Raw genomic sequence first — 26,109 nt, forward strand, 5'->3', positions numbered from 1 at the left:
CATCGTCCGGCGCCGCTTTTCATTGGCGAGGCGGTTAGGCGACCTGAAGGGGGGCCGTCACATATTTGAACAGGAAATCAGTTACCTCTTCCCGGGACGGGCGCTGGGGCTGATTGATCATCTGCATCATGACGTAGCCAAACCCGGTCAGGGAGCGGGCCAGATCCTGCGCCGACAGCACGCTCTGGATCTCGCCATTGTCCATGGCTGCCTGCAGGTGGGGCGCGATGCGCTCCAGTGCCTTGTCCAGCAGACGGGTGTAGCGGGGCCAGACCTCTTCGCGTACCGACGAGCTCCACTCCAGCCAGATACTGGCATGGTCCGGGCTGTCATAGGCGGCATCGACAAAGAGTTTGACGTGGCGGTGGATGCTCTCCTTGACCGGCCCCTGACCGGTATAGGCCTGCTCGAGGATTTGTTGCACAAAACGCTCGATCTCTGCCAGGACTTCATCGACCAGATCTTCACGGGTGTTGAAGTAGTTGAACACGGTCGCGACCGATACCTTGGCCTGTTCCGCGATCTCGGCATGCCCCGCACGGCCGATGCCGCGACGGGAAAATACCTCGATGGCACATTCCATCAATTGATCACGACGAGCCTCCGGCGAGAGCCGGGTTCGACGTCTTATTTCTGCGCGTGGTTCCATAGTTTTTTCATCTAATAGTTATTGATTATGGTGTTTATAGTATTGTCACCGATAATGCCGAAAGGCTTGCTAACTCTATCAATTAAAATAAGCCGATAAAAGCATCACGTATGCCTGACGCCTCGGGGCTGGAATGGTAGAATCCTCGGCTTTGATGTACATGAACGGCCAATAACCCTTTGGCCATTATTGGAGTATGTGATGAAACATATCGTCGAGGTGATGATCTCCGAGGCCGAGGTTGCCGCCCGGATCGCCAAGCTGGGTGAAGAGATCACCGCGCGCTATCAGGGTTCCGATGAGGTGGTCATGATTGGCCTGCTGCGCGGTTCCTGCGTCTTCCTGGCCGACCTGTGCCGTCAGACCCAACTGCCCATCACTCTGGATTTTATGACCGCCTCCAGCTATGGCTCCGGCATGCACAGCACCCGTGACGTACGCATCCTCAAAGATCTGGATGATGACATCAAGGGCAAGGACGTGGTGATCGTCGAGGACATCATCGACACCGGCTACACCCTCAACAAGGTGCGCGAGATCCTCTCCCTGCGTGAACCCAGGTCCCTGGCCATCTGCACCCTGCTGGACAAGCCGTCCCGTCGGGAGGTGCAGGTCCCGGTGGACTGGATCGGTTTCTCCATCCCGGACGAATTCGTGGTGGGCTGTGGTATCGATTACGCCCAGAAGTATCGTAATCTGCCGTTCATCGGCAAGGTAGTTCCGCAAGAATAAGCAAGGCTCAACAGTGGCGACGGCAGGGTGACTTCATCACCCCTGCCTGCAGGCGGCCTTGGCCGCCTTTTCTGTCTCGAGATGGGCCCATCCATCACAGGGGTTGCAATGAACGCATTGGAAATCAGCGGTCTGAAGAAGACCTATCAGGGGGGCGTCGAGGCCCTCAAGGGCATAGATCTCTGCGTCAAGCAGGGGGATTTCTTCGCCCTGCTCGGCCCGAACGGGGCGGGCAAGTCCACCACCATCGGCATCATCAGCTCCCTGGTGAACAAGAGCGCCGGCAAGGTAAAGGTGTTCGGCCATGACATCGATGGGGAGCTGGAACTGGCCAAGGCCCAGCTCGGCCTGGTGCCCCAGGAGTTCAACTTCAGCCAGTTCGAGAAGGTGAGCCAGATAGTCATTCATCAGGCCGGCTTCTACGGCGTCCCCAGTGCCGAGGCCAAGGTCCGTGCCGAGAAGTATCTGCGTCAGCTCGATCTCTGGGACAAGCGGGACATGGCGGCCCGTACCCTGTCCGGCGGCATGAAGCGCCGCCTGATGATAGCCCGCGCCCTGATGCACGAGCCCAAGCTGCTGATCCTGGATGAGCCGACCGCCGGGGTGGACATCGAGATCCGCCGATCCATGTGGAACTTCCTCAAGGATCTCAACGAGCAAGGGGTCACCATCATACTCACCACCCACTACCTGGAAGAGGCGGAGATGCTGTGCCGCAACATCGGCATCATCGACAAAGGTCGGTTGATCGAGAACACCAGCATGAAGAACCTGCTCGGCAAGCTGGGACGGGAGACCTTCATGCTGGATCTGGCGCCGGGCTCCGCTTTGCCCAATGTGCCCGAGTTCCAGGGCCGCATGCAGGATGAGCGCACCCTGGAGGTGGAGCTGGACAAGAGCCAGTCCCTCAACAGCCTGTTCGAGCAGCTCTCCGCCCAGGGGGTGCAGGTGCAGAGCATGCGCAACAAGGCCAACCGGCTGGAAGAGTTGTTCGTCAACCTGGTGGAAGAGGGGCGTAAAGCATGAATACCAACACCTATTACATCGCCTTCAAGAGCATCTTGACCAAGGAAGTGGTCCGCTTCACCCGGATCTGGTTGCAGACGCTGGTGCCGCCGGCCATCACCATGAGCCTCTACTTCGTCATCTTCGGCAACCTCATCGGCAGCCGCATCGGGGAGATGGGGGGCTTCAGCTACATGGAGTTCATCGTGCCCGGCCTCATCATGATGTCGGTCATCACCAACGCCTACTCCAACGTCGCCTCGTCGTTTTTCAGCGCCAAGTTCCAGCGCAACGTGGAGGAGCTGCTGGTGGCGCCGGTGCCGAACTACATCATCATCGCTGGCTACGTGGGGGGCGGGGTGGCCCGTGGCCTCTGCGTCGGCCTCATCGTCACCCTGGTGTCCCTGTTCTTCGTGCCGCTGCAGATCCACCATCTGTTCAGCGTCTTCATCACTGTGCTGCTGACCGCCATCCTCTTCTCCCTGGGGGGCCTCATCAACGCCGTGTTCGCCAAGACCTTCGACGACATCAGCATCATCCCGACCTTCGTGCTGACACCGCTCACCTACCTCGGCGGGGTCTTCTACTCCATCAGCCTGCTGCCGCCCTTCTGGCAGGGGGTCTCCCAGGTGAACCCCATCATCTACATGGTGAACGCGTTCCGTTACGGCTTCCTCGGGATCTCCGACGTGCCGCTCGGCACCGCCTACCTCATCATCATCGGCTTCATTGTGGCCCTCTACGGCCTGGCCTGGTGGCTCATCTCCCGCGGCACCGGCCTGCGGCACTGAGTGTTTGAACCATGAAAAAAGGCGCCTGCGGGCGCCTTTTGCTTCTTCGGATGCGACGGTTTCAGAGCACGGGGGCGTCGTAGTGCTGTGGCTCATCGCTGTAGACGCAGACGTTCCACTTGGCCGCCAAGCCATCGTCGGCGAGGCAGTAGCGCTCGAAGAAGGCCTTGATCTCGGCCCGCTGGCAGTGCGCCTCGAAGCTCGCCATGTCTCGCCAGATCTCGTTGAAGACGATGGGGAAGCTCTCCCCCTCGGCGAAGGGGCTGGGAATGTGACGAGTCACTATGTACTGCTGGCAGCCATCTTCCCGCAGGGTGTTGGGTTCCAGGCTCTGCAACACCTGGAACAGGGCCTGCTCCTTGCCCGGCTTGGGCTGGAACTGGGCGATGCAATAAACCTTCTTGGACATGGTCTCTCCTTGGGATCAGGCGTTAAGCGTGACGACCCGGTTGTCGATGAGGCGGGCCTTGCCGAGGTAAGCGGCCATCAGGATCACCAGTTGCTCGCTGTCGGCGGTGGCCGCTTCCAGGGTCGCCGCATCGACGATGTCGATGGCATCGGTCCGGAAACCGGCCTTGTCCAGGCGCTGACTGGCCTGGGCTACCAGGGAGGGCAGGTGATGAGCCCCTCCCTCAATCTGCTCGGCGATCCAGTTCATGGTGCGGGCGAGTTCCGGGGCCAGGGCGCGCTCGGCGGCACTGAGATAGCCGTTGCGTGATGAGAGCGCCAGACCATCGTCGGCGCGCACGGTCGGCACGCCGACGATCTCGATGGGCATGGCCATGTCGTCCACCATCTTGCGGATAAGCGCCAGCTGCTGGTAGTCCTTCTGGCCGAAGCAGGCCACATCCGGCTGCACCAGGTTGAACAGCTTGGTGACGACGGTGCTCACCCCGCGGAAGTGGCCGGGGCGCAGCGCCCCTTCCAGCAGGCTGGAGAGGCCGGGTACCTCGACGAAGGTCTGGCTGGCCAGGCCATGGGGATACATGAGCTCCGGGGTCGGGGTGAACACCAGATCCACACCGGCGGCCTGCAGGGCGGCGCAGTCCTGTTCCAGGGTGCGGGGGTAGTTGGCGAGATCTTCGGCCTTGTCGAACTGCAAGGGATTAACGAAGATGCTGACCACCACCTTCTCGCCGTGGCTGCGAGCCTCGTTGACCAGGGTCAGGTGGCCCTGATGCAGATTGCCCATGGTGGGCACGAATGCGATGGCGCGACCTTCACGGCGCCATTGACCGATCTGTTCGCGCAGGGCGGCGGGATTATTAACGACGAGCATCGATAGTTACCTTCGGGTACATCCAAGTGAGATGGGGAATAGGTCATCGGCAGATGGCGAAACGGGGGCTCAGGCCCCCGCTCGCATCCCTGAGGCCGGCAGTCAGTTGAAGCAGTGCTCCGGGCCCGGGAAGGTGCCCTCGCTGACCTCTTTCACATAGAGGCGGATGGCGGCATGCATGTCGCCGGTCTCGGCCAGGAAGTTCTTGGTGAACTTGGGCACATAGCCCGAGGTGATGCCGAAGGCGTCGTGCATCACCAGGATCTGGCCGTCGGTGGCGGGGCCCGCCCCTATGCCGATCACCGGGATGCGCAGCGCCTTGGTGATGCGCTCGGCCAGGGCGACCGGCACGCATTCGAGCACCAGCAGCTGGATGCCGGCGGCTTGCAGCTCCAGGGCCTGGCGGTACATCTCCTGGGCATGGAACTCGTCGCGCCCCTGTACCTTGAAGCCGCCAAACACGTGCACGGATTGGGGGGTCAGCCCCAGGTGGCCACACACCGGCACGCCGTTGCGGGTCAGGTGGCGGATGCTGTCACACAGCCAGTCGCCCCCTTCCATCTTCACCATGCGAGCGCCGGCGGCCATCAGGCGGGCGGCGTTCTGGTAGGTCTGCTCCGGGGTGGCATAGCTCATGAACGGCATGTCGCTCACCACCAGCGCCTTGCTGGTGCCGCGCACCACGCAGCGGGTGTGGTAGACCATCTCGTCCATGTTGACGCCAAGGGTGTCTTCGCCCCCCTGCAGCACCATGCCGAGAGAGTCGCCGATGAGCAGCACCTGGGCCCCTTCGTCGTCGAACAACTTGGCGAAGCTGGCATCATAGGCGGTGATGGCGGTGATCTTCTGCCCGTCTTGCTTCATCTTCAACAGGCTGCTGGTGGTTATCTTGCTCATAACGTTGCTCCTACTTCTCTACTCGTCCGTGGCTTCGGCAAGGATCGACAGACCATTGCGCGGGCAGCGGGCAACCAGTTCGGCGAGCGGGGTGCCGCAGGGCAGCACCAGGTCGGGCGCCAGTTCGGCAAGGGGCAGCAGGACGAACTCCCGCTCCTTCATGCCGTAGTGGGGGACGGTCAGGCGTTCATGCTGAATGATCTGCTCCCCATAGAGCAGCAGATCCAGATCCAGGGTCCGCGGACCCCAACGCTCGTCCTTGCGCACACGTCCTTGTTCCAGCTCGATCTTCTGTAATTGGTCCAGCAAGGCCAGGGGGCCGAGCCGGGTCTGGAGTCGCACCACGGCATTGACGTAGTCCGGCTGATCCGCCGGGCCCATGGGGCGACTGCCGTAGAGGTGCGAGGCCTGTACCAGGTTAGACTCCGGCAACGCCATCAGTGCCATGATGGCGCGTCTGGCCTGGGCGAGGGGCTCCCCCAGGTTGGAGCCGATGGCGACGAAGACCTCGATCATGGGATGGGCTTACTCGGCGGCTTTCGGCTTGCGGCGACGGGGGCGGCGGCGATTGCGGCTGTTGCTGCTGCGTTTCTCACCGCTGCGTTCCCCGGCCGGTGCGCGCTCACCGCGGCCCGCTTCCCGTTGCAGCTGCGGGCGCACGTCCGGGTTGGAGGCCACGTAGCGCTCCCACCAGCTGGCGAGCTCGCCGAGGCCCCGCTCGACCCGGTTGCGCAGCAACAGGAAGTCGAAGGCCGCGCGGAACTTGGGATGCTCCATGGCGCGCTCGGGGTGACGGCCCTGACGACGGGTCAGTCGCTGCTGCAGCGCCCAGATGTCGCGCACATCCGTGGTGAAGCGGCGCGGCACGGCGATGATCCGCACCTGGGCGTCCAGCACCTCGTTGATGGCCAGCATGAAGGCATCGTACCAGGGCAGGCCACTCTCGTTCTCCAGCACACGACCACGGGCCTCGACGGCGCCCCACAGCAGGGTGGCGTAGAGGAAGGCCGGGCTGACCCGCTTCTCCTCACGGACCCGGTTGTCTGTGTCTATCAAGGCCTGCTCGATGAACTGCTCGTAGGGAGAGTTGCCATGGGGGGTGAACAGGGCGGCGACCTGGGGGAACAGGGGCTGGAACAGACCGTATTCACGCAGCAGCTTGTAGGTGGCGAGGCCGTCGCCGGCGAGGAACAGCTTGAGGGTCTCCTCGAACAGGCGGGCCGCCGGGATATCCTGCAGCAGGGGCGCCAGCTCCTTGATGGGGGCGGCGGTGCGCGGGCTGATGTGCATGTCCAGCTTGGCGGCGAAGCGCACGGCACGCAGCATGCGCACCGGATCTTCCCGGTAGCGGGTCTCGGGATCGCCGATCAGCTCCAGCTTGCGCTCGGCCAGATCCTCGATGCCCCCCTCGAAGTCGTGCAGGGTAAAGTCCCTGGCACTGTAGTAGAGGGCGTTGACGGTGAAGTCGCGACGCTCGGCATCCTCTTCGATGGTGCCGTAGACGTTGTCCCGCAGCAGCATGCCTTCATCAGACTGGGCCGACACGTGCTTGCTGGTATTGACCTGATGGTGGTGACCCCGGAAGGTGGCCACTTCGATCACGTCACGACCAAAGACGATGTGAGCCAGACGGAAGCGACGGCCGATGAGGCGGCAGTTGCTGAACAGCGCCTTGATCTGTTCCGGCGTCGCGTTGGTGGCGATGTCAAAATCCTTTGGCGTCTTCCCGAGCAGCAGGTCACGGACGCCGCCACCCACCAGGTAGGCGTCATAGCCCCCCTTGTTCAGGCGGTAGAGCACCTTGAGCGCATTCTCGCTGATCTCTTTGCGCGAGATGGGGTGCTGGTCACGGCTCAGGATGCGGCGCTGGCCGGCGACATGGGTCGGCAGGCTGGATTCCATCGACTGCTCGCCGTCTTCCTTGCCGAGCACCTTGCGGCAAAAGTTTGCGATCTGGGAAAAAATGGTACACCTCTTCATGACTTCAAATTGACGGGAGGCCAAAAAATAGCGGCCTATCATAGCTCAGGCCCGGCCAAATGAGAAACTGTGTGGTCTGCTCAGGTGGCGTTGGGCTGGCTAGTTATAAATGCGAGCGGGTTGTGCTCCCCGCACCGGGTTCCCCCAGCTCAATCTTCTGCTGATGGGGGACGAGTGCCAACTGCCAGTGGGCTATTCCCCAGGTGATCATCTGCGCAACGGTTCCCTCGGCCAGCTCGGGGGGCGGGTTTTGGCCGAGGAATGCGAGGGCCTGCCAGAGGGCGGGTCTCACCTCATCGAGATCCAGGGCCGGGGCGTGATTCTGCTTGGAGAGCTTGTGGCCATCGGCCAGCACCGCCAGGGGCAGATGCACCCAGGTGGGCACCGGTGCCCCCAGCATCTGGTAGAGCGCGATCTGGCGCACCGTGGGCTCCAGCAGATCGGCGCCCCTGACGATCTCTGTGATGCCGCTATCCATGTCATCCACCACCACCGCCAGGTTGTAGGCGTAGAGCCCGTCCCGGCGACGGATGATAAAGTCCTCCTCCGCCAGGGCCGCCGGTACCGAGATCCGGCCCTGCAGCGCATCCTCGAAGTGATAGACGGGCTGGCGCTGGCGCAGGCGGGCGGCGCAGCCGGAAGCCGGTAAGCCCAGTTCCCGGCAATGGCCGCCATAGAAGCCGCCGGCGGCCATGATCTCGCGCCGGGTACAGCGACACCAGTAGAGGTGATCGGCTCGATAGAGCCCCTCGATGATCTCGTCATAGCGGGCATGGCGCTGGCTCTGATAGATCACCTCCCCATCCCACTCGAGGCCATGGGCCTCCAGCGTCTGCAAAATGAGTGGGGTAGCCCCCGCCATCTCCCGCGGCGGGTCTATGTCCTCGATGCGCACCAGCCATGTCCCTTGCCGGGATCTCGCCTGCAAAAAGCTGCCAAGGGCCGCCACCAGGGAGCCAAAGTGGAGCGGGCCGGACGGAGAGGGGGCGAAACGGCCTATATAAGGGCGGGTCGGGGAGGCTGGGGTGGCTGTGATGGGCATGATCATCGGGGAAAACGGTGCATTGAGGCTGCATTCTGGGCCGCACCCGACAAAATCTCAATAAAAAAGGGAGCTCGCAAGCTCCCTTCCTTTGTTCACGTCGACGGTCGGCCTCAGCCAGCCATCTGTTTTTCCTTGATCTCGGCCAGCGTCTTGCAGTCGACACAGAGGTCGGCGGTGGGACGGGCTTCAAGGCGACGAATGCCGATCTCGATACCGCAATGCTCGCAGTATCCAAAGTCGTCGTCTTCGAGCAGCAGCAAGGTCTTCTCGATCTTCTTGATCAGTTTGCGTTCACGGTCGCGGGTGCGCAGCTCGAGCGCGAACTCTTCTTCCTGCGCGGCGCGATCGACGGGATCCGGGAAATTGGCAGCCTCATCCTTCATATGGTCAACGGTGCGGTCAACTTCCTGCATCAGTTGGTTACGCCAGGCTCCCAGGATCTTGCGGAAATGAACCTTCTGTTGGTCATTCATGTACTCCTCGCCAGCTTTCATCTGGTAAGGCTCGACACCCGCAATGGCCAGGGGGCCCAGAGATTTCCTGTTTTCGCCTGTTGGCATGCCCTGTCTCCTAATTCAGCACGCGACTCGTGCCATCCATAAATTGAGGGCGGTATCTATAGCAGAAGGGTAACCTGTAGGCAAACAAGCCTTACCAATAATGTTACCCATTCCAGCATTTATTTGCTGCCCTCGGGTTGCAGGTGGTCAGATTCAAACGGAATAAAGCCTTGAGCCACCATGCCTCGCCCCCCAACATGGGGGCGATAGCATAAAATTTCAACCCCCGCCGCCATCGCCTGTTCAATTAGCAGACTATAGTGCGGATCTATGTGCGTTGCCGGACGCATCCGTTCTATCCCCGAATGCAGCACCATGAATAACAATACGGCTCTGTGGCCAGCCGCCTTCATGGCCATCAACTCACGCAGGTGCTTGGCACCCCGGGTCGTCACCGCATCGGGGAAGTAACCCATGCCGGCCTGCTCCCGCTCGTCGAGCAGGGTCACCGACTTCACCTCTATGTAGCAGTTCGGCTTGTCATCGTCTTCCAGCAGCAGATCGATGCGGCTGTTCTCCTCCCCGTATTTCACCTCGGTGCGCAGCCTGGCATAGCCGCGCAGCGGGGCGATGGCATCCTGCTCGATCAATTCGCGGGCTATCTGGTTGGCACGGGCGGTGTTGACGCAGATGAAGTGTCCCGCCGGGCTCTCGGCAATCTCCCAGCTGTGGGCCAGCTTGCGCTTGGGATTGTCAGAGGTGGAGTACCAGACCCGGGTGCCGGGATCGGCGCAGCCAGTCATGGCCCCGGTGTTGGCGCAGTGGATGGTGATGGTCTCGCCACTCTCGAGTTGAACGTCGGTCAGGAAGCGTTTGTAGCGGCTGATGAGCTGCCCGCATTGCAGGGGGGGATCGAAGATCATCGGGCCGGTTCCTCACTCTTCTGTGTCTTGGCGCGCGCCCGCAGGGGCCAGCAGGCGATGGGTTCATAGCTGACCCCGTCCGGGGTGCTGACGGAGCGATAGAGGCAGAAGCGATCGGCCTGCACCTCGAAATCCGGAGCCGGCAGCTCGCTCGGTGCCTCGCCCGCCTTGCGGGACAGGGTGACGTGGGGGCGATAGCCCTGTTCCCCATTGCCGAGCCCCAGCTTCTCGCCGTGACGGCGCAGGGCCCTGGCCAGCACGTTCAGCTCATTCGGCCACTCCCTCGGCCCCACCCAGGCGGCCCTGGCGCGGGCGAACCAGCCGGTCTGATCCAGTCGAACGGTGAAGGGCGGGCAGTGTTGCAGCTCGGCGGCGGCGATCAGGCGCTCCTGGGTCGCCTCGTCGGTTTCCCCGAGAAAGGCCAGGGTGAGGTGCAGGTTCGCCTCCGGCACCGGCAGGCCGGGCCAGGGCTGCTCTGCGCGCCAGGCGACCAGCTCGGGAGCCAGGCCGGGCAGGGGCAGGGCGAAGAAGAGTTTGGGCATGGGGGGGATCTGTCCTCTGGATGCGCATGGAAGGGACCCATTCTATGGCAGCACATGGGGGGATGTCTTGCCGCCACTGGCCGTCGTGCGCCGCAAGCAAGGGGGAGGGGCAGGGCCTCTGTGGTGTCTGCGCTTACAGCCGCCTCCTGGCTATGGCAGAATGGAGCCCGTTTTCAAGGTCGCCACAGAAGGTGCTTGCCGTTTTGTCCCAACTCCCCATCGTTTCGGTGCTCCCCGAGCTGTTTGATGCCATCGACACCCATGCCAGCGTGATCCTGCAGGCCCCCCCGGGGGCGGGCAAGTCGACCCTGCTGCCCCTGGAGCTGGTACGCCAGCGCCGGCTGCCCGGTCGCATCATCATGCTGGAACCCCGCCGGCTGGCGGCGCGCAACATCGCGAGCTTCTTGGCTCGCCAGCTGGGGGAGAAGGTGGGGGAGCGTATCGGCCTGCGGGTGCGCGGGGAGAGCCGCACCAGCGCCGCGACCCGGTTCGAGATAGTGACGGAAGGGGTGCTGACCCGGATGCTGCAGCAGGATCCGGAGCTCGCCGGGGTGTCGCTCGTCATCTTCGACGAGTTTCACGAGCGTAGCCTGCACGCGGACACGGCGCTGGCCTTCGCCATCGAGAGCCAGCAGGGGCTGCGAGAGGATCTCAAGCTGCTCATCATGTCCGCCACCCTGGAGGGTATGGCGCTGGAGGCGCTGCTGCCGGATGCCCCCGTCATCCGCTCCGAGGGGCGCGGCTTCCCCATCGACTACCACTATCGCCCGGCAAACCGCCAGCAGTGGCTGGAGCCGCAAGTGGGCGCCGTGGTGCTGGAGGCGCTGGTTACGCACCCCGGCAGCGCCCTGGTGTTCCTGCCGGGGCAGGGGGAGATAGAGCGGCTGGCGCAATGGCTGGAAGGCAGGCTGCCGGACGATGTGCGCCTTGCCCCCCTCTACGGTCGCCTCGACATGGCTGCCCAGCAGGCCGCCATCGATCCGGCACCTGCGGGTCGCCGCAAGCTGGTGCTCACCACCAATGTGGCGGAGACCTCCCTCACCATAGAAGGGGTGTCGATGGTCATCGACAGCGGCCTGGAGCGGCGCGCCAGCTTCGATCTGAAGAGCGGCGTCACCCGGCTGGAGACCCGACAGATCGCCAGGGCCTCCGCCACCCAGCGGGCGGGCCGCGCCGGCCGCCTCGGCCCCGGGGTCTGCTATCGGCTCTGGAGCGCGGAGGGGCAGGAACGCCTCGCCGAGCAGAGTCCGCCGGACATCCTGACCCAGGAGCTCACCGGTCTGCTGCTGGACGCCGCCCAGTGGGGTGCCAGGGTGGAGAGCCTGCCGCTGCTGGACAGGCCCCCCGCGGCGGCGGTGGCCAGCGCCCATCGGCTGCTGGTGGCCCTGGGGGCGATGAAGCCGGACGGGGATCAACTGCTGACCCCGGCCGGTCGGACCATGGCGGCGCTCGGTACCCATCCCCGCCTGGCGCGCATGTTGCTGCGGGCTCGCGAGCTGGAGGCCGAGGGTCTGACAGGGATTGTCGCCGATGCCGCTTTCCTGGTGGCGCTGCTGGAAGAGGATCTGCGAGGATCCGAACGCCTGTCTGTGCTGTTTCATCGCAGGCAAGGGACCCTGCGCCAGGGGGCGGCCCGCTGGTTCGAGCGCCTCGGCGTGCGCCCTGCCACGGCGAGAGGAGAGTGGCTCGGGCTGCTCAGCGCCCTCGCCTGGCCAGACAGGATCGGCAAGCTGCGCAGCGGCAGCCGCTATCAACTCAGTGGTGGGGTGAGCTGCGATCTGGTAGAAGGTCATCCCTGTCAGGGACAAGCTGCCTTGGTGGCCATCGAGATGGGTCAGAATGAGCGCGGCAGCCGCATCTTCATCGCCGAGCCGGTGGAGCTGGACGAGTTGGTACGCCAGCTGCCGGAGCTGGTGAGGGAGCGCCAGTGGTTCGACTGGGACGAGCGGGAGGAGCGGGTGCGGGCCGAACGCCAGCAGGTGGTCGGCGAGCTGGTGCTGAGCCAGCGACCCCTGACCGAGCTGTCGGACGAACAGAAGGGGCGCTGCCTGCTGCAGGGGATCCGGCGCAAGGGGCTGCACGTGCTGCCCTGGGATGAGGCGAGCGAGGGGCTGCTGGCCCGGCTGCGCTGCGCCACCGACTGGCTGCCGGACGAAGGCTGGCCCGCGGCGGACGAGGAGAGCCTGCTGGCCCGCCTGGAAGAGTGGCTGCTGCCGGCGGTGAGCGGCATGACGAGGCTGGAGCAGCTCAGGCGGCTCGACCTGGTGGATCTGCTGCGCCAGTCCCTGCCCTGGCCCCTGCCCAGGCGCTTGGACGAGGCGCTGCCGAGCCACTTCACCGCCCCCACCGGCAGTCGGGTGCGTATCCGCTATCAGCCGGGGCAGGCGCCGGTGATCCCGGTGCGCATCCAGGAGATGTTCGGCCAGGCCAGCACGCCCTGCGTGGCCGATGGCCGGGTGGCCCTGGTGGTGGAGCTGCTCTCCCCGGCCCAGCGGCCGCTGCAGATCACCGCGGATCTTGCCGCCTTCTGGGTGGGCTCCTACGAGCAGGTGAAGAAAGAGATGAAGGGGCGTTACCCCCGTCACTACTGGCCGGACAACCCCCTCGAGGCGATGCCGACCCGGGTGACCAAGAAGAAGATGGGATTGTAGAGCCGATTGACCAGACGCAATCGGACGTTCGCGAAGGCGACCACATAAGCAGGAAGGAAAGCAAAGAGGATTTATGGCAACCCAAAAACGCAAGCGCGCGCCCAAGAAGGCGGCGCCCAACAACACCATCTGGCGCAGGCTGTTCTGGCTTGGCTTCAAACTTTCACTGGTGGTGGGCGCCTTCATGGTGGTGTTCGGTATCTATCTCGATACCAAGGTGCGCGAGCGCTTCGACGGTGAGAAATGGCAACTGCCGGTGATGGTCTACAGCCGCCCGCTGGAGCTCTACCCCAGCCAGCGACTCTCCCAGACCCAGATGCTGCGCGAGCTCAACATGTTGAGCTACAAGCAGGTGCGCCAGCCTCACACCCCGGGTGAGTATGCGGTCAACGGCAACAAGATCGACCTGATCCGCCGCCCGTTCGCCTTCCACGACGGCGCCGACGCCGCCCGCGGCCTGCGCCTCACCTTCAACGGCGCGCGGCTGGACGGGATCCAGTCCCTCGAGAACCAGCGCCAGCTCGGCTACGCCCAGATGGACCCCGTGCTGCTGGACAGACTCAACACCGAGGATCGGGAGGATCGCCTGCTGGTGCGCATCGCCGAGGTGCCGGACAGCCTGCTGGTCACCCTGTTGACGACCGAGGACAGAGACTTCTACCAGCACGGTGGTGTCTCCCCCGTGGCCATCATGCGCGCCATGGCGGCCAACGTGCTGGCGGGGCGCACCGTGCAGGGGGGCAGCACCCTCACCCAGCAGCTCGCCAAGAACTTCTTCCTGACCCGGGAGCGCAGCCTGTGGCGTAAGGTGCAGGAAGCCTATATGGCGGTGCTGATCGACTACCGCTACAGCAAGGACGAGATCCTGGAGGCCTACCTCAACGAGGTCTACCTGGGCCAGAACTTCTCCCAGGGGGTCTACGGCTTCGGGCTCGCCTCCTACTTCTACTTCGGCATCCCGGTCAACGAGCTGGACATCGATCAGGTGGCCCTGCTAGTGGGCATGGTGAAGGGCCCTTCCTATTACGATCCCTGGCGATTCCCGGAGCGGGCCAAGGCGCGGCGGGATCTGGTGCTGAAACTCCTGATGGATCACGGCAGCCTGACCCAGGCCGAATATGAGCTGGCCAGCAAGCAGCCGCTCGGCATCATCACCCGTGGCCAGATGAGCTATGGGCGCACCCCGGCCTTCATGGGCCTGCTCAAGCGGGAGATCCAGAGCCGCTTCGGCCCGGATCTGCTCAAGCAGTCCGGCCTCAAGATCTTCACCAGCCTGGATCCCATCGCCCAGCACGCCGCCGAGCAGGCGGTCGAATCGGGTCTGGCCACCATAGAGAAGCAGCGGGGCAAGAAGAAGCTGGAGGCGGCCATGGTGGTCTCCGACTGGCACAAGGGGGAAGTGGTCGCCATGGTGGGGGGCCGGGATCCGCGCTACGCCGGCTTCAACCGTGCCCTGGATGCCCGTCGCCAGATAGGCTCCCTGGTGAAACCCGCCGTCTACCTGACCGGCCTCTCCAATGGCCTGACCCTGGGCACACCGCTCAAAGATCAGCCGATCCGCATCCGCGGCCAGGATGGCCAGATCTGGACGCCCCAGAACTACGATCGCAAGTTCCGTCAGAGCGTGCCCATGATGGAGGCGCTGGCGAGCTCCCTGAACGTGCCGACCGTCAACCTGGGCATGCAGGTAGGGCTCGACAAGGTGGTGGATACCCTGCACAAGCTCGGCGTCAGCCAGGAGATCCAGCCCTATCCGTCCCTGGTGCTGGGGGCCGTGGCGCTCTCGCCCATGGAGGTGAACCAGATGTACCTGCCCATCGCGAACCAGGGGCTGACCCAGCCGCTGTCGGCCATTCGCGCCGTGGTGAACGGCGATGGCAGCCAGCTCTACCAGCATGACGAGGCGGCCAAGCGGGTCACGGATCCCCAGGCCAGCTGGCTGACCCTGTTCGCTATGACCAAGACGGTGAGCCAGGGTACGGCCCGTGCGCTCGGGGCCAAGTTCCCCGGCGCGACCATGGCCGCCAAGACGGGTACCACCAACGAGCTGAGAGATTCCTGGTTCACCGGGCTGGACAACAACGAGCTGGTGAGCATCTGGGTCGGTCGTGACGACAACACCCCGGCCGGGCTGACCGGTGCCAGCGGTGCCCTGCAGCTGTTCAGCGGCTATATGAGCCAGCGCGGGGTCAACAGCCTGAGCCTGAACATGCCGGAAGGGGTGAGCTGGGCCAGCTTCTCCCGCACCAGCGGTGCCCGGGTCACCACGGACTGCCCCGGCAGCCTGCAGGTGCCGGCCAAGCTGGCGGGGCTGGGAGAGCCCATGAGCTGCGCCGCCCCGGTGGCGAACCCTAACCCGGTCAATGCCCTGGACAACTGGTTCAACGGCTTCTTCAACTGACCCTCTTTGCAACCGAGAGCGGGCGGCCTGGCCGCCCGTGCTCATGGAGTGGATATGACAGTACCCCTGCTCGGCGGCATCCACCATGTGGCCATCATCGCCAGCGACTATGCGCGCTCCCGCCGCTTCTATCACGAGGTGCTGGGGCTGCCCATCATCGCCGAGACCCTGCGGGAAGCCCGCCAATCCTGGAAGCTGGATCTGGCCCTGCCTGACGGCAGTCAGCTCGAGCTGTTCAGCTTCCCCGCGCCGCCACCGCGCCCCTCGAGGCCGGAGGCCTGCGGCCTGCGCCACCTGGCGTTTCGGGTGGCGGATCTGGATGGGGTCATCGCTCACTTGCAACGGCATGGGATAGAGGTGGAGGAGATAAGGGTGGACGAGCTGACGGGTCGGCGCTTCACCTTCTTCGCAGACCCTGACGACCTGCCGCTGGAGCTGTATGAGGCGGAGAGTTAGGCTGCCTGCTGCAATCCGAGTGATCGTTTTGACTGTTAAAAAGCCGCCCTGCGAACAGGGCGGCTTTTTTCATGGGGGTGGCGAGTGGGTCATGCGGTGGTCAGCAGGGCCACCGCCACCGCCATCACCAGGATCCCGACCCAGCCGATGGGCTTGAGGCGCTCGCCGAACAGCAAGAGGCCGCCGAGGGCCGTACCCAGGATACCTATGGCGCCCCAGGTGGCGTAGGCGATGGCGAGATCTATCTTGCCCGTGCTCACCGCCTCCGACAGCAGGGTGAAGGCGCAGAGTACCAGCAGGATGCCGAGGAAGCCCCAGCCCTTGTAGCGAAACCCCACGGAGCGGTTGATGGCCATGTTGGCGCCTATGTCCAGCAGCGCCGCGCCCAGTACGATGATCAACGGGTGCATACGGCCTCCTTCATCGGACGGGAGGCGGGGGTCGGCTCATCATGGGTCTCACCCAGGGTCACCATAACAATCCCCACTATGGCCAGCGCCAGCCCGAACAGCTCCTGGGTGCTGATGCTGTAATCCAGGAACAACACCGAGACCAGGGTGATCAAGGCGATCCCCAGGCCTTCCCAGAGGGCGAACGCGATACCAATGGAGATTGTTTTGGCGGCTTTGGCCAACATCAGGTAGGAGAGGGCGATGAGCACCCACATGGGCAGGTAGTTGAGCCAACCCGCGCTATTGTCCGCGATGAGGGTCATGGAGGAGGTGCCAGCGACCTCGGTCAGGATGGCGCCGGTCAAAAACATCCGGGCCAATAACATGCGACTGATTAACATAAAACGTCCTTTTGTGGCTTCGACCCGGCAAGGATAGCCGGGGCCCCGGCCTTGTCGGGAATCGCTCAGCGTCGATTAACCAGACGCCAAGGGTTTGCCTTGTGCGACGGGTGCGGGCTAAGGTAAAGCTCGGATCCTCTGCATGCCAGCGCCTTTATGAAGCTCAATCAGATAGAACTCTTTGTGGAATCTGCGGAAAGCGGCTCCATTGCCAATGCGGCTCGCCGTCTTGGCAAGAGTCGCAGTGCGGTCAGCACGGCGATAGCGGCGCTGGAGTTGGAGCTTGGCGTCGACCTTTTTGAACGCGGTGCGAATCGGAGCCGGCTGACGGAGATCGGGGAGCAGGTGCTGGATGACTGCAAACGGCTGCTGCAGGCGGCCAACAGCCTGCAGCTCAAGTGCGAGCATCACGCCTCCGGCGCCGAGGTGGCGCTGCGGGTGGCGCGGGACGACGCTATCCCGGAGTCTGTCTGGCGCGACCTGCTGGGCACCCTGCGCCACCAGTTCCCCGGCACCAGCATCTCCCTGGTGCTGGCCTCGCCCCCCGAGCTGCCAGCCCTGGTGGAAGAGGGGTTCGTGGACGCGGCCTTCGGCCTCATCACCGAGGAGCAGGAGCGCAGCGGCCTGTGCATCGATGTGCTGAACCCCATCCGCACCCTGATGGTGGTGGCCCCGAGCCACCCCCTGGCCGGGCTGAAACGGGTGCTGCAGCAGGATCTGAGCGGCCACACCCAGGTCACCCTCTCCTACGTCGACGAGTTCTCGGTCAAGAGCCTGCTGCCCATCGGCGGCCAGCACATCGGCCTGTCGAGTTTCGAGCTGATGCGGGACGCCGTGCTGGATGGGCTAGGGTGGGCCGTGCTCCCCTCGCCGCTGATCCAGGGCCAGCTGCGGCAGGGGGAGCTGCTGACCCTGAAGCACAAATTCAGCCTGCAGTGGCGGGACTACGGGGTCTATCTGTCGGAAAATGCTCACCACGGCAAGGTGCTTGCCTGGCTGAAGAAGGCGATCCAGGCCTATCTCGAACTCTTCGAGTAGGCCAGGAGTCGGGGAAGTCAGCGGTAGCGGGGGGCCGGCTGACGCGAGCGAAACGGCAGCAACACCAACCCCAGCAGCAGATCCCCGAGCAGGGCGGCGAGCAGGCCGACGCCGAGGCCACAGCCGATGGCGGCCTGCTTGAGGGGCACCACATAGCTGTAGTTGTGCAGGGTATCCTGCCAGAGCTGGGGATCCGGCTGCATCAGCAGGTGGGAGAGCTGCCGCAACCAGGGCTGGCGCTGGACGGCGAGCTCCTGCTGCAGGTGGCGCTGCTGGTTCACCAGCAGCTTCAGGCTGTCGGCATCCCGGGTGAAGACGGGATCCTGGCTGGCGCCGTAGTGGGCGATCAGGGCATCGAGATCCCCGCCGAAGTGCTGATCCGCCGTGCCCTGGAAGGGGGCCAGGCTGAGGCTCGCCTGTTGCAGCCGGGCATCCAGCCGCTGGAAGTAGAGATCGACCAGCCCGGGGATCTGCACACCTGCCAATAATCCCAGTGCAAACAACATCATGCGAAGGTAGCTGCGCATCATCATCATCCTGAATGAAGGGACTCACATACTAGCCGCAAGCGGTTGGCGCGCCAAGTCGGCCTGCGCCAGTCAGCCAGACAAAGGGTGGGGTGAGGCAGAGCAAGATTCGATGGAATATCTCCCTGACACTACCTTTTACATTTTTGTGATTCAGATCTCGAATAATCTGCTTTAACATGGCGGTTTTTTTGAGGGAAGGCTCGGCATGAGCAAGTTCATACCTTTCTATCTGGTCGGGGGTCTGATTGCCCTCAGTTGGGGCGTCCTGCCGGGCCACGGCCCCTGGGATCACTGGGATCTCGCCACCTTCCTGCGGGTCAACGGCTGGCTCGCCGACTCCCCACGCTGGGCCGATCTCGTGGCCATCACGAACAACCGTCTGTTCGATCTGGCCGCCCTGGCCTGCATGGGGCTGATCCTGGCCATCTGCTTCTTCCGTGCCGAGGGGCAGGAGCGCCATCGGCTGGTGGCCATGGGGATCGTCATGCTGCTGGGGGCCCTGGCCATCAACCAGTTCGGTCACCTGTTGCCGGTCAGCCGCCCCAGCCCCACCCTGATGGTGGAAGGGGCACTGCGCGTGACCGAGATCAGCGCCATCCCGACCAAGGACTCCTCCAGCGACAGCTTCCCCGGCGATCACGCCCTCTTCCTGATGATCTTCGCTGGCTTCGCCCTGCGCTATCTGCCGCGCTGGGCGGGCGTGATCTCCGTGCTGATGGTGCCCCTGTTCTCGGCCCCCCGCATCCTGGCCGGTGCCCACTGGCTCACGGACGTCTATGTGGGCGCCCTCTGCCTGGCCCTGCTCTGCCTGCCGTTGCTGCTGCTCACCCCCTTGTCGGATCGGCTGATCGCACGCATCGCCCCCAGACTGCCCGGCTGGCTGGGCTGACGGCTCGCCATCCCCATGGCCGGCAATAAAAAAGAAGGCAGGGAAACCTGCCTTCTTTTGGTTATGCACCATCGGCGACTGTGGTCGTCGCGAAATGACCATAATGGCGACCGATGACCCCGGGCTCGCGCCCTCATGAAAGAGTATGAACAGCGCCGTTCGAGTTCGCACGCTCACCATGAGGTCATTCTTGCCTGAATTTTTGTGAAATGCCTGCGTTCGCTCAAGCATTTTCCACGGGCCTTCTTTAGAATCGCCGCCCTTGCTGGAGAACCTCAATGCTAATCAATCTGCTGCGCCTGCTGTTCATCGGCTGCGCCCTGGTCTTTATCTTCATGTTGATCCACGCCTGGTGGCACAAGCGGCGCAATGGCGAGCTGGAGTCCACCCCCTTCTGGCCGGTGGCAGGCATCGGCTTCGTCGCCAACTTCCTCGATACCCTGGGGGTAGGCAGCTTCGCGGTGAAGACCGCCTGCTACAAGCAGTTCAAGCTCATCGACGATCGCCTGCTGCCGGGGACCCTCAACGGCCAGTGTGTGCTGCCGACCGTGACCCAGTCCCTCATCTTCATCGGCGCGGTCAAGGTGGATCCCCTCACCCTCATCAGCATGATGGCCGCGGCCGCGGCGGGTGCCGCCTGGGGGGCGAGCCGGGTCGCCGGTTTCGATCGGCAGACGATCCGGCTGGTGATGGCGGTCTCATTGCTGGTGGTGGCCGGTCTCATCTTCGCCGGCCTGCTGGGGCTCTTCCCCCTCGGCGGCGAGGCCATGGGGCTGAGCGGCTACAAGCTGGGGATAGCCCTGGTCGGCAACTTCATCTTCGGGGTCTTGATGAACGTCGGCATCGGCCTGTTCGCCCCCTGCATGACGCTGGTCTATCTGCTGGGGATGAACCCCATGGCGGCCTTCCCCATCATGATGGGCTCCACCGCGGTGCTTAGCGTCTTCTCGGCGGGCACCTTCATCCGCCGTGGCGCCTTCGATGCCAGAGCCGTGCTGGCGGTGGCCATCTTCGGTCCCATCGGCGTGGTGCTGGCGGCCATGCTGGTGCAATCCATGGACATGGAGATGCTGAAATGGCTGGTGGCCTTCGTGGTGATCTACACCTCTTGGACCATGTACGCCTCCTGGCGGGCGGGGCGTCGTCAGCCAGACATCTCGGCACAAGCACAGGTTCAGTTGAGTGAGGCTCCCCGCTAGCCGTTTTTCCTTCACAGAAAGTCTGACCGGGCGGGAGATTATCTCGCTCGTCTGAAGCCACCTAGGCGTCTCTGGGCTGCCATTCCCGGCGCGCCGCCACTGAGCAGGGGCCGCTGACTGGACGCGACCAGGGCTGCCTCGGCCTTGGCGCCGAGGAAGACATAGAGCCCGAGCGCCAGCAGCAAGCCCACGGCGCAGGCCATGACCCCCACCGCCGGCCAGAGCAACTCAGTCTGACCCAGGGATCCCTTGAACAGCAGCAATAGCCCCTCGATGGAGACCGCGATCAGGATGGCGGCGATGAAGCGGGTGATGGTGCGGCGAATGGCGCTGTGGCGGAAGATGTCCTTATGCAGCAGCACTTCCTCCTCCAATATGGTCTTGCCGAGATCGAACACCGCCAGCGCCAGGGTCAGGAAGATGATGGCGCTGAAGGCGCCGAGCCGGTTCTGCTGGGTGCCGCACAGCAGCAGGTAGAGCTGCTCCAGCCCGTGCCAGATCAGGGTGGCGACGATGAGAAACAGCGCCAGACTCAGCACCACGTAGACGGCCCTGAACCAGGGGATGGCGCGGCGCCGCTCCCTGTCTCCCATCAGCCAGGCGATCAGCTGATGCAGGTTGATGGCAAGCTCGCGGCCATTGCCCTGCACCCGCAGTCTGAGCTGCCCTTGCGGGGCCGGCACGGGCGCCAGTATGGCGGGTCTTGCCTGGGGCAGGTCCGTGCTCTGTACGCTCTGCACGAAGGGGTAGGCCTTGAGGGCATCCTGAGGGAGGCTGAGCAGCCCCAGCAACAGGGGGGCCAGCTCGGTTTCGTACTCCTGATAGCGCCGCAGCACATCGATGGGGCTCATCTCTGCCATACACACCTCGGTCAAGTGGGCTCCTGTCTGAGCCGGTGCAAATAGTGGGCCCGTTTTATGACAGTCGCTGCGGCGTTTACTGCACCAAGGGGTGGCAAATTCCGAAGGGAAGGGAGAGGAGTGCACCAGAAGGGGGCGCGGGGGCAGGATCCTGCGTGCCCAGAGAAGGAATACAGCACAAGCATGAAAAAGGGCCCCGCGGGGCCCTTCTCTATTGGATTTTGGATCAGCCAGCCAGCTTGGCGAAGCTGCGCTCGGCGGCGGCCAGGGTGTGCGCTATCTCCTTGTCACCGTGGGCCAGGGAGAGGAAGCCCGCCTCGTAGGCGCTCGGCGCCAGGTAGACGCCCTCTTCCAGCATGAGATGGTAGAAACGCTTGAAACGTTCCATGTCGCAGCGGGTCACCTGCTCGTAGCGGGTGATCTCGGGCTCTTCGGTGAAGAAGAAGCCGAACATGCCGCCGACCTGGGTGACGGCCAGCGGGATGCCGTGTTTGGCGGCGGCCGCCTTCAGCCCTTCCGCCACCTGGGCGGTCTTGGCGTTCAGTTGCTCATACAGGCCCGGCTCTTGCAGCAGATCCAGCATGGCCAGACCCGCGGCCATGGCCACCGGGTTGCCGGACAGGGTGCCCGCCTGATAGACGGGGCCGGTCGGGGCTATGTGCTGCATCACCTTCTTCTTGCCCCCGAAGGCGCCCACCGGCATGCCGGCCCCGATGATCTTGCCGAGGGTGGTGAGATCCGGATCTATGTTGTAGTGACCCTGAGCGCCGCGCAGGGAGACCCTAAAGCCGGTCATGACCTCGTCCAGGATCAGCAAAGCGCCGGACTCGTCACAGATGGTGCGCAGCCCTTCCAGGAAGCCGGGGACCGGCGGGATGCAGTTCATGTTGCCGGCCACCGGCTCGACGATGATGCAGGCGATCTCGCTGCCGTACTGGGCGAAGGCTTCCCGCACCGAATCCAGATCGTTATAGACACAAGTGAGAGTGTGCTTGGCGAAGTCCGCTGGCACGCCCGGGCTGTTCGGCTGGCCCAGGGTCAGGGCGCCGGAGCCGGCCTTCACCAGCAGGGAGTCGGCGTGGCCGTGGTAGCAACCCTCGAATTTGACGATCTTGTCACGGCCGGTATAACCGCGGGCCAGGCGTATGGCGCTCATGGTCGCCTCCGTGCCCGAGTTCACCATCCGTACCTGCTCCATGGAAGGCACGATCTGGCGCACCTTCTCCGCCATGCGCACCTCGATCTCGGTGGGGGCGCCGTAGCTCAGTCCCTTCTCCACCGCCTGGATGACGGCGGCCTTGATGGCCGGGTGGTTGTGACCCAGCAGCATGGGACCCCAGGAGCCGATATAGTCCACATAAGCCTGACCATCCACATCATAGAGATAGGCTCCGTCGGCGTGATCGATGAAGCGGGGCGTGCCACCGACCCCGTTGAAGGCGCGGACCGGGGAGTTGACGCCACCCGGAATGGTCTGGCGGGCCTGTTCAAACAGCTGATCTGATTTTGACATGGATCATCCTTAATGGGATTTTGGTGGTCGTACCGGGGAAGATGGCCGAATGCGGCTCGGCAGCCTGCGGGTGGTGGAGTATGCTTTGCGCTCTCGTTACCCGGGCCGCTGGCCTGCCCCGTGGCACATGAAACGGGCCGACTATAGCAGAAAGGCCCTGTGCTGGGCAGCCGAGCCGAGGCCGGGTGTTTTCAAACCTTGCTAGATGAATATGGTTTCTCATGGCGCAACAAGCTCCCTCTTCTTCTGAAAATGCATTACCCGGGCACAGGCCCGTCTTTCAGCGTCTAATCCTGCAGGACAAGATGCCGCTGCTGGTGCTGCTGCTGGCCGCCCTGGTGGGTCTCCTGGCTGGTTTCGTGTGCGGATTGTTCGAATCCGGCGTGCACTGGGTGATCTCCCAGCGAGTCAACCTGCTGGCGGACCGGCCCTGGTGGCAGCTCGTCGCCCTGGGATTTGGTTTCAGCGCCCTGCTGGGGATGGTCGGCTACTTCCTCACCCATACCTTCGCCCCCGAGGCGGGGGGATCCGGCATCCCCGAAATTGAAGGAGCCATGGATGAGCTGAGGCCGGTGCGCTGGTGGCGGGTGTTGCCGGTCAAGTTCTTCGGCGGCATCTGCACCCTGAGCTCCGGCATGGTGCTGGGACGGGAAGGCCCATCGGTGCAGATCGGCGGCAACCTCGGCAAGATGGTGGCGGACATCTTCCGCCTGCCCAGGGAGCACGGCCACGCCCTGCTGGCGGCGGGGGCGGCGGGTGGTCTGGCGGCCGCCTTCAATGCCCCGCTGGCGGGCATATTGTTCGTGATGGAGGAGATGCGTCCCCAGTTCCGTTACTCCTTCCTCGCCATCAAGGCGGTGGGGATCTCCGCCGTCATGGCGACCCTGATGCTGCAGAACATGAAGGGACAGGCGGCGGTGATAAGCCTGCCCCACTACGATGCCCCCGAGCTGAAGGCGCTCTGGCTTTTCCTCTTCATGGGGGCCTGCTTCGGCGTGCTGGGCTTCGTGTTCAACAAGCTGGTGCTCGCCTGTCAGGACGGCTACCTGGCGCTGCATCAGAACAAACGCCATCGCTTCGTCGCCATCGGCACTCTGGTGGCGGGCACCTTCGGCGTGCTGTCGCTGTTCGTGCCCTCGGTGACCGGTGGCGGCACCGAGCTCATCCCGCACCTGATGGGGGATGAATATGCGATGGCCACCCTGTTCCTCATCTTCTCGGTGCGCCTCATCGCCACACTCATCTGCTTCTGCTCAGGCGCCCCCGGCGGCGTCTTTGCGCCGACCCTGGCCCTCGGCACCCTGTTCGGTGTGGTGTTCGGCCATATCTTCCACGCGGCCTTCCCGGATCTTGGCATCGAGCCCGGCGCCTTCGCCATCGCCGGCATGGGGGCCCTGTTTGCCGCCACGGTGCGTGCCCCCATCACCGGCATAGTGCTGGTGACCGAGATGACGGACAACTACCAGCTGATCCTGCCCATGATGATCACCACCATAGGGGCCACCCTGGTGGCACAGTGGCTGGGGGGACGTCCCATCTATTCCCAGATCCTGGAGCGAACTTTACGGCTGGCCGCGCGTCAAAAGCGGGGAGAGAGCAGTGTGACTGCCGGTTAACTCCTTGTTTGTTCACATCAACCAGATGATGTCGCATATAGTGAAGGGAAGAGGCCGCAGTGTGGCGCAGTAATAGAAGAGGCCCTATGTCCCAAATCTGGAAGGTGTTGGTTGTCTTGATGGTGGGGGGACTCATCGGTTATGTCATCGGAAACCGGCAGGAGCTGGCCCAGAGCGGTCTGCTGACGGTGCAGCAGGAGACCCTGGAGCGGCAGAGCAAGGCGATTGGCCAGCTCAAGACGGACCTGGGCATCAAGGATACCCTGCTGGCGACCCAGAAGGCGGCCTTCGAGCAGCTGCAGCAGACCCTCAAGGATCAGGAGGCGCAGGTGCAGGAACAGAAACGCCAGCTCGCCTTCTTCGAGCGGATCATGAGGCCCACCGGCGATCAGGTCGGGGTGGTCATCGACAACCTCAGCCTGCAGGAGACCAGCGTGCCGGGGCGCTATCACTATCGGCTGGCCCTGACCCAGCCCGCCAAGAAGCGCGAGCTGTTTCGCGGCCAGGTCCAGATCAGGGTAGAGGGGAGTCTGGCCGACAAGCCCAAGACCTTGAGCAGCCGGGATCTCGGCATGAAGGTGGGGGAGGGGCGTTATGCCTTGCGTTACTTTCAGCTATTGGAGGGAAACTGGCAGCTACCGGAAGGCTTCATCCCGGACAGGGTGCGGGTGACCATCGCCAAAGAGGGGCGCCAACCGGCCCAGGAGCTGCTGACGGAATGGAGCGACGTGCTCAAGCCGCTGGTGGCTCAGCCTGCCCCTTTGCCCGTCGTTCAGTAAGATGCATGGTGAATACTTGAACTGAATGGTCGGGTATTGGATAATTTCGCAGTTTCCACCTTAGTGGATTTAACGGTTGTGAGGTCAGTGATGAGTGCAGTAACAGAAGCCCCGTTGCCAATTCAGATGACGGATTCGGCGGCAAACAAGGTGAAGACCTTGATCACCGAAGAAGAAAATCCCGAGCTCAAGCTGCGGGTCTATATCACCGGGGGGGGCTGCTCCGGTTTCCAGTACGGTTTCACCTTTGACGAGAAGATCAACGACGGTGATACCGTCGTCGAGAAGAGCGGCGTGACCATGGTGATCGATCCCATGAGCCTGCAGTATCTGGTCGGCGGCAGCGTGGACTACACCGAAGGTCTGGAGGGTTCCCGCTTTATCGTGACCAACCCCAACGCCACGACGACCTGTGGCTGTGGTTCCAGCTTCTCCATCTAATCTGCCTTGATGGTCAGATTGAAAGGGCCCATCGGGCCCTTTTCTGTTTTCCGCCCCGGATCCTGCACATATACAAGACCCAATCGTGCTGGCGTGACTGAGGAGATGGCTCTCTTCGAGGTGTTTTTGCTGGATGTTTGTTCGAACTGGTTGTTAGTTAAACGCTTGAACGGTTTTCTCAAAAAAACACAGGGTTTGTGCTTGCCAGACAGAATCAGATCCCTATAATGCGCCTCCATCAGCACGGCGCAGTGCGCGTCTGGTCTGGCTTGCAAAGCAAACCAGTGAGGGTTATAGTTATCGACCCTGCTCTTTAACAATTTGAATCAAGCAATCTGTGTGGGCACTCACAGCATCGAGCATCAAAAACAATTTTTGATTTTCAATGTCTGATGAAGTGACCAACGCAACGAAAGTTGCAGCAGTTAATTCAGCAATTCATTGAGCCGCCTTAACAGGCAACCAAACTTAAATTGAAGAGTTTGATCATGGCTCAGATTGAACGCTGGCGGCAGGCCTAACACATGCAAGTCGAGCGGCAGCGGGAAAGTAGCTTGCTACTTTTGCCGGCGAGCGGCGGACGGGTGAGTAATGCCTGGG

The 26,109-nt window shown here is 63.3% G+C and carries 27 protein-coding genes and 1 rRNA gene; 13 read left to right on the forward strand and 15 right to left on the reverse strand.

Annotated elements, in window-relative coordinates; genetic code table 11:
• Positions 1-34 precede the first annotated feature (34 nt).
• Positions 35-649 (reverse strand): TetR/AcrR family transcriptional regulator, encoded by a 615-nt coding sequence (locus ACRCYW_RS14500; protein WP_438550772.1) that lies wholly within the window; start codon positions 647-649, stop codon positions 35-37.
• A 201-nt stretch (positions 650-850) separates the two neighbouring features.
• Between ACRCYW_RS14500 and hpt the strand changes: the two genes are divergently transcribed.
• From hpt to ACRCYW_RS14515, 3 genes are all read left to right on the forward strand, one after another.
• Positions 851-1,381 carry a hypoxanthine phosphoribosyltransferase gene (gene hpt, locus ACRCYW_RS14505; RefSeq protein ID WP_438550773.1) on the forward strand — a complete coding sequence of 177 codons (531 nt, stop codon included), beginning with the start codon at positions 851-853 and terminating at the stop codon, positions 1,379-1,381.
• A 108-nt stretch (positions 1,382-1,489) separates the two neighbouring features.
• The gene (locus ACRCYW_RS14510; RefSeq protein ID WP_438550774.1) at positions 1,490-2,407 is read left to right on the forward strand and encodes an ABC transporter ATP-binding protein; all 918 of its coding nucleotides are present in this window, start codon (positions 1,490-1,492) and stop codon (positions 2,405-2,407) included.
• Positions 2,404-3,177: an ABC transporter permease gene (locus ACRCYW_RS14515; RefSeq protein ID WP_438550775.1), complete on the forward strand. Its 774-nt coding sequence runs from the start codon at positions 2,404-2,406 to the stop codon at positions 3,175-3,177. The genes ACRCYW_RS14510 and ACRCYW_RS14515 overlap by 4 nt, the downstream gene beginning before the upstream one ends.
• A 61-nt stretch (positions 3,178-3,238) precedes the next feature.
• On the opposite strand, the gene ACRCYW_RS14520 is transcribed toward ACRCYW_RS14515, so the two are convergent.
• The 9 genes from ACRCYW_RS14520 to thpR all read right to left on the reverse strand — a co-directional run bounded on the left by ACRCYW_RS14520 (position 3,239) and on the right by thpR (position 10,343).
• Positions 3,239-3,586, reverse strand: a complete 348-nt coding sequence (locus ACRCYW_RS14520) for a putative quinol monooxygenase (protein ID WP_438550776.1) — start codon at positions 3,584-3,586, stop codon at positions 3,239-3,241.
• A 15-nt stretch (positions 3,587-3,601) separates the two neighbouring features.
• Positions 3,602-4,456, reverse strand: coding sequence for a pantoate--beta-alanine ligase (gene panC, locus ACRCYW_RS14525; RefSeq protein ID WP_438550777.1), 855 nt, complete (start codon positions 4,454-4,456; stop codon positions 3,602-3,604).
• Between the two features lie 102 nt (positions 4,457-4,558).
• Entirely contained in the window at positions 4,559-5,353 is a 795-nt protein-coding gene (panB, locus tag ACRCYW_RS14530; protein WP_438550778.1) for a 3-methyl-2-oxobutanoate hydroxymethyltransferase, read from the reverse strand.
• A gap of 18 nt (positions 5,354-5,371) precedes the next feature.
• Positions 5,372-5,869 carry a 2-amino-4-hydroxy-6-hydroxymethyldihydropteridine diphosphokinase gene (gene folK, locus ACRCYW_RS14535; protein WP_438550779.1) on the reverse strand — a complete coding sequence of 166 codons (498 nt, stop codon included), beginning with the start codon at positions 5,867-5,869 and terminating at the stop codon, positions 5,372-5,374.
• 9 nt (positions 5,870-5,878) lie between these two features.
• Positions 5,879-7,333 carry a polynucleotide adenylyltransferase PcnB gene (gene pcnB, locus ACRCYW_RS14540; RefSeq protein ID WP_438550780.1) on the reverse strand — a complete coding sequence of 485 codons (1,455 nt, stop codon included), beginning with the start codon at positions 7,331-7,333 and terminating at the stop codon, positions 5,879-5,881.
• 103 nt (positions 7,334-7,436) lie between these two features.
• A complete protein-coding gene (gene gluQRS, locus ACRCYW_RS14545; protein WP_438550781.1) occupies positions 7,437-8,375 on the reverse strand; it encodes a tRNA glutamyl-Q(34) synthetase GluQRS in 939 nt (312 codons plus the stop codon).
• 113 nt (positions 8,376-8,488) lie between these two features.
• Positions 8,489-8,938, reverse strand: a complete 450-nt coding sequence (dksA, locus tag ACRCYW_RS14550; protein ID WP_349921104.1) for an RNA polymerase-binding protein DksA — start codon at positions 8,936-8,938, stop codon at positions 8,489-8,491.
• A gap of 119 nt (positions 8,939-9,057) precedes the next feature.
• Complete coding sequence (sfsA, locus tag ACRCYW_RS14555; protein WP_438550782.1) at positions 9,058-9,801, reverse strand: DNA/RNA nuclease SfsA; 744 nt, start codon at positions 9,799-9,801, stop codon at positions 9,058-9,060.
• Positions 9,798-10,343 carry an RNA 2',3'-cyclic phosphodiesterase gene (gene thpR, locus ACRCYW_RS14560; RefSeq protein ID WP_438550783.1) on the reverse strand — a complete coding sequence of 182 codons (546 nt, stop codon included), beginning with the start codon at positions 10,341-10,343 and terminating at the stop codon, positions 9,798-9,800. Before thpR ends, sfsA begins: the two co-directional genes overlap by 4 nt.
• Before the next feature lie 203 nt (positions 10,344-10,546).
• On the opposite strand from thpR, the gene hrpB reads away from it, so the two are divergent.
• From hrpB to gloA2, 3 genes are all read left to right on the forward strand, one after another.
• A complete protein-coding gene (hrpB, locus tag ACRCYW_RS14565; protein WP_438550784.1) occupies positions 10,547-12,994 on the forward strand; it encodes an ATP-dependent helicase HrpB in 2,448 nt (815 codons plus the stop codon).
• 73 nt (positions 12,995-13,067) lie between these two features.
• Complete coding sequence (gene mrcB, locus ACRCYW_RS14570; RefSeq protein WP_438550785.1) at positions 13,068-15,395, forward strand: penicillin-binding protein 1B; 2,328 nt, start codon at positions 13,068-13,070, stop codon at positions 15,393-15,395.
• A 54-nt stretch (positions 15,396-15,449) separates the two neighbouring features.
• Positions 15,450-15,851: an SMU1112c/YaeR family gloxylase I-like metalloprotein gene (gene gloA2 / locus ACRCYW_RS14575; RefSeq protein WP_438550786.1), complete on the forward strand. Its 402-nt coding sequence runs from the start codon at positions 15,450-15,452 to the stop codon at positions 15,849-15,851.
• 89 nt (positions 15,852-15,940) lie between these two features.
• Here the strand turns inward: gloA2 and ACRCYW_RS14580 are convergent, their stop codons facing one another.
• On the reverse strand, positions 15,941-16,261 hold the full coding sequence (locus tag ACRCYW_RS14580) for an SMR family transporter (protein ID WP_100859170.1): 321 nt from the start codon (positions 16,259-16,261) through the stop codon (positions 15,941-15,943).
• A complete protein-coding gene (locus ACRCYW_RS14585) occupies positions 16,249-16,644 on the reverse strand; it encodes an SMR family transporter (RefSeq protein WP_438550787.1) in 396 nt (131 codons plus the stop codon). Before ACRCYW_RS14585 ends, ACRCYW_RS14580 begins: the two co-directional genes overlap by 13 nt.
• 156 nt (positions 16,645-16,800) lie before the next feature.
• Here ACRCYW_RS14585 and ACRCYW_RS14590 point away from each other — a divergent pair, with 156 nt between their 5' ends.
• Positions 16,801-17,682, forward strand: a complete 882-nt coding sequence (locus tag ACRCYW_RS14590) for a LysR family transcriptional regulator (protein WP_438550788.1) — start codon at positions 16,801-16,803, stop codon at positions 17,680-17,682.
• Between the two features lie 17 nt (positions 17,683-17,699).
• On the opposite strand, the gene ACRCYW_RS14595 is transcribed toward ACRCYW_RS14590, so the two are convergent.
• Positions 17,700-18,209, reverse strand: a complete 510-nt coding sequence (locus tag ACRCYW_RS14595) for a DUF2937 family protein (RefSeq protein ID WP_438550789.1) — start codon at positions 18,207-18,209, stop codon at positions 17,700-17,702.
• 208 nt (positions 18,210-18,417) lie between these two features.
• Here ACRCYW_RS14595 and ACRCYW_RS14600 point away from each other — a divergent pair, with 208 nt between their 5' ends.
• Positions 18,418-19,101 carry a phosphatase PAP2 family protein gene (locus tag ACRCYW_RS14600; protein ID WP_438550790.1) on the forward strand — a complete coding sequence of 228 codons (684 nt, stop codon included), beginning with the start codon at positions 18,418-18,420 and terminating at the stop codon, positions 19,099-19,101.
• Between the two features lie 278 nt (positions 19,102-19,379).
• The gene (locus tag ACRCYW_RS14605; protein ID WP_438550791.1) at positions 19,380-20,300 is read left to right on the forward strand and encodes a TSUP family transporter; all 921 of its coding nucleotides are present in this window, start codon (positions 19,380-19,382) and stop codon (positions 20,298-20,300) included.
• A 38-nt stretch (positions 20,301-20,338) separates the two neighbouring features.
• On the opposite strand, the gene ACRCYW_RS14610 is transcribed toward ACRCYW_RS14605, so the two are convergent.
• Together ACRCYW_RS14610 and hemL are read right to left on the reverse strand one after the other, a co-directional pair.
• The gene (locus tag ACRCYW_RS14610) at positions 20,339-21,160 is read right to left on the reverse strand and encodes a hypothetical protein (RefSeq protein ID WP_438550792.1); all 822 of its coding nucleotides are present in this window, start codon (positions 21,158-21,160) and stop codon (positions 20,339-20,341) included.
• Positions 21,161-21,386: 226 nt separating this feature from the next.
• Positions 21,387-22,673: a glutamate-1-semialdehyde 2,1-aminomutase gene (gene hemL, locus ACRCYW_RS14615; protein ID WP_438550793.1), complete on the reverse strand. Its 1,287-nt coding sequence runs from the start codon at positions 22,671-22,673 to the stop codon at positions 21,387-21,389.
• A gap of 221 nt (positions 22,674-22,894) precedes the next feature.
• Between hemL and clcA the strand changes: the two genes are divergently transcribed.
• From clcA to ACRCYW_RS14635, 4 genes are all read left to right on the forward strand, one after another.
• Positions 22,895-24,289, forward strand: a complete 1,395-nt coding sequence (clcA, locus tag ACRCYW_RS14620) for a H(+)/Cl(-) exchange transporter ClcA (protein WP_438550794.1) — start codon at positions 22,895-22,897, stop codon at positions 24,287-24,289.
• An 86-nt stretch (positions 24,290-24,375) separates the two neighbouring features.
• On the forward strand, positions 24,376-25,068 hold the full coding sequence (locus ACRCYW_RS14625) for a DUF6776 family protein (RefSeq protein ID WP_438550795.1): 693 nt from the start codon (positions 24,376-24,378) through the stop codon (positions 25,066-25,068).
• Positions 25,069-25,158: 90 nt separating this feature from the next.
• Positions 25,159-25,509: an iron-sulfur cluster insertion protein ErpA gene (erpA, locus tag ACRCYW_RS14630; protein WP_157812753.1), complete on the forward strand. Its 351-nt coding sequence runs from the start codon at positions 25,159-25,161 to the stop codon at positions 25,507-25,509.
• 470 nt (positions 25,510-25,979) lie between these two features.
• Positions 25,980-26,109, forward strand: a 16S ribosomal RNA gene (locus ACRCYW_RS14635); the annotation flags it as partial.

Origin of the sequence: Aeromonas sp. (assembly GCF_051657805.1) — a bacterium.
GTDB lineage: Bacteria > Pseudomonadota > Gammaproteobacteria > Enterobacterales > Aeromonadaceae > Aeromonas.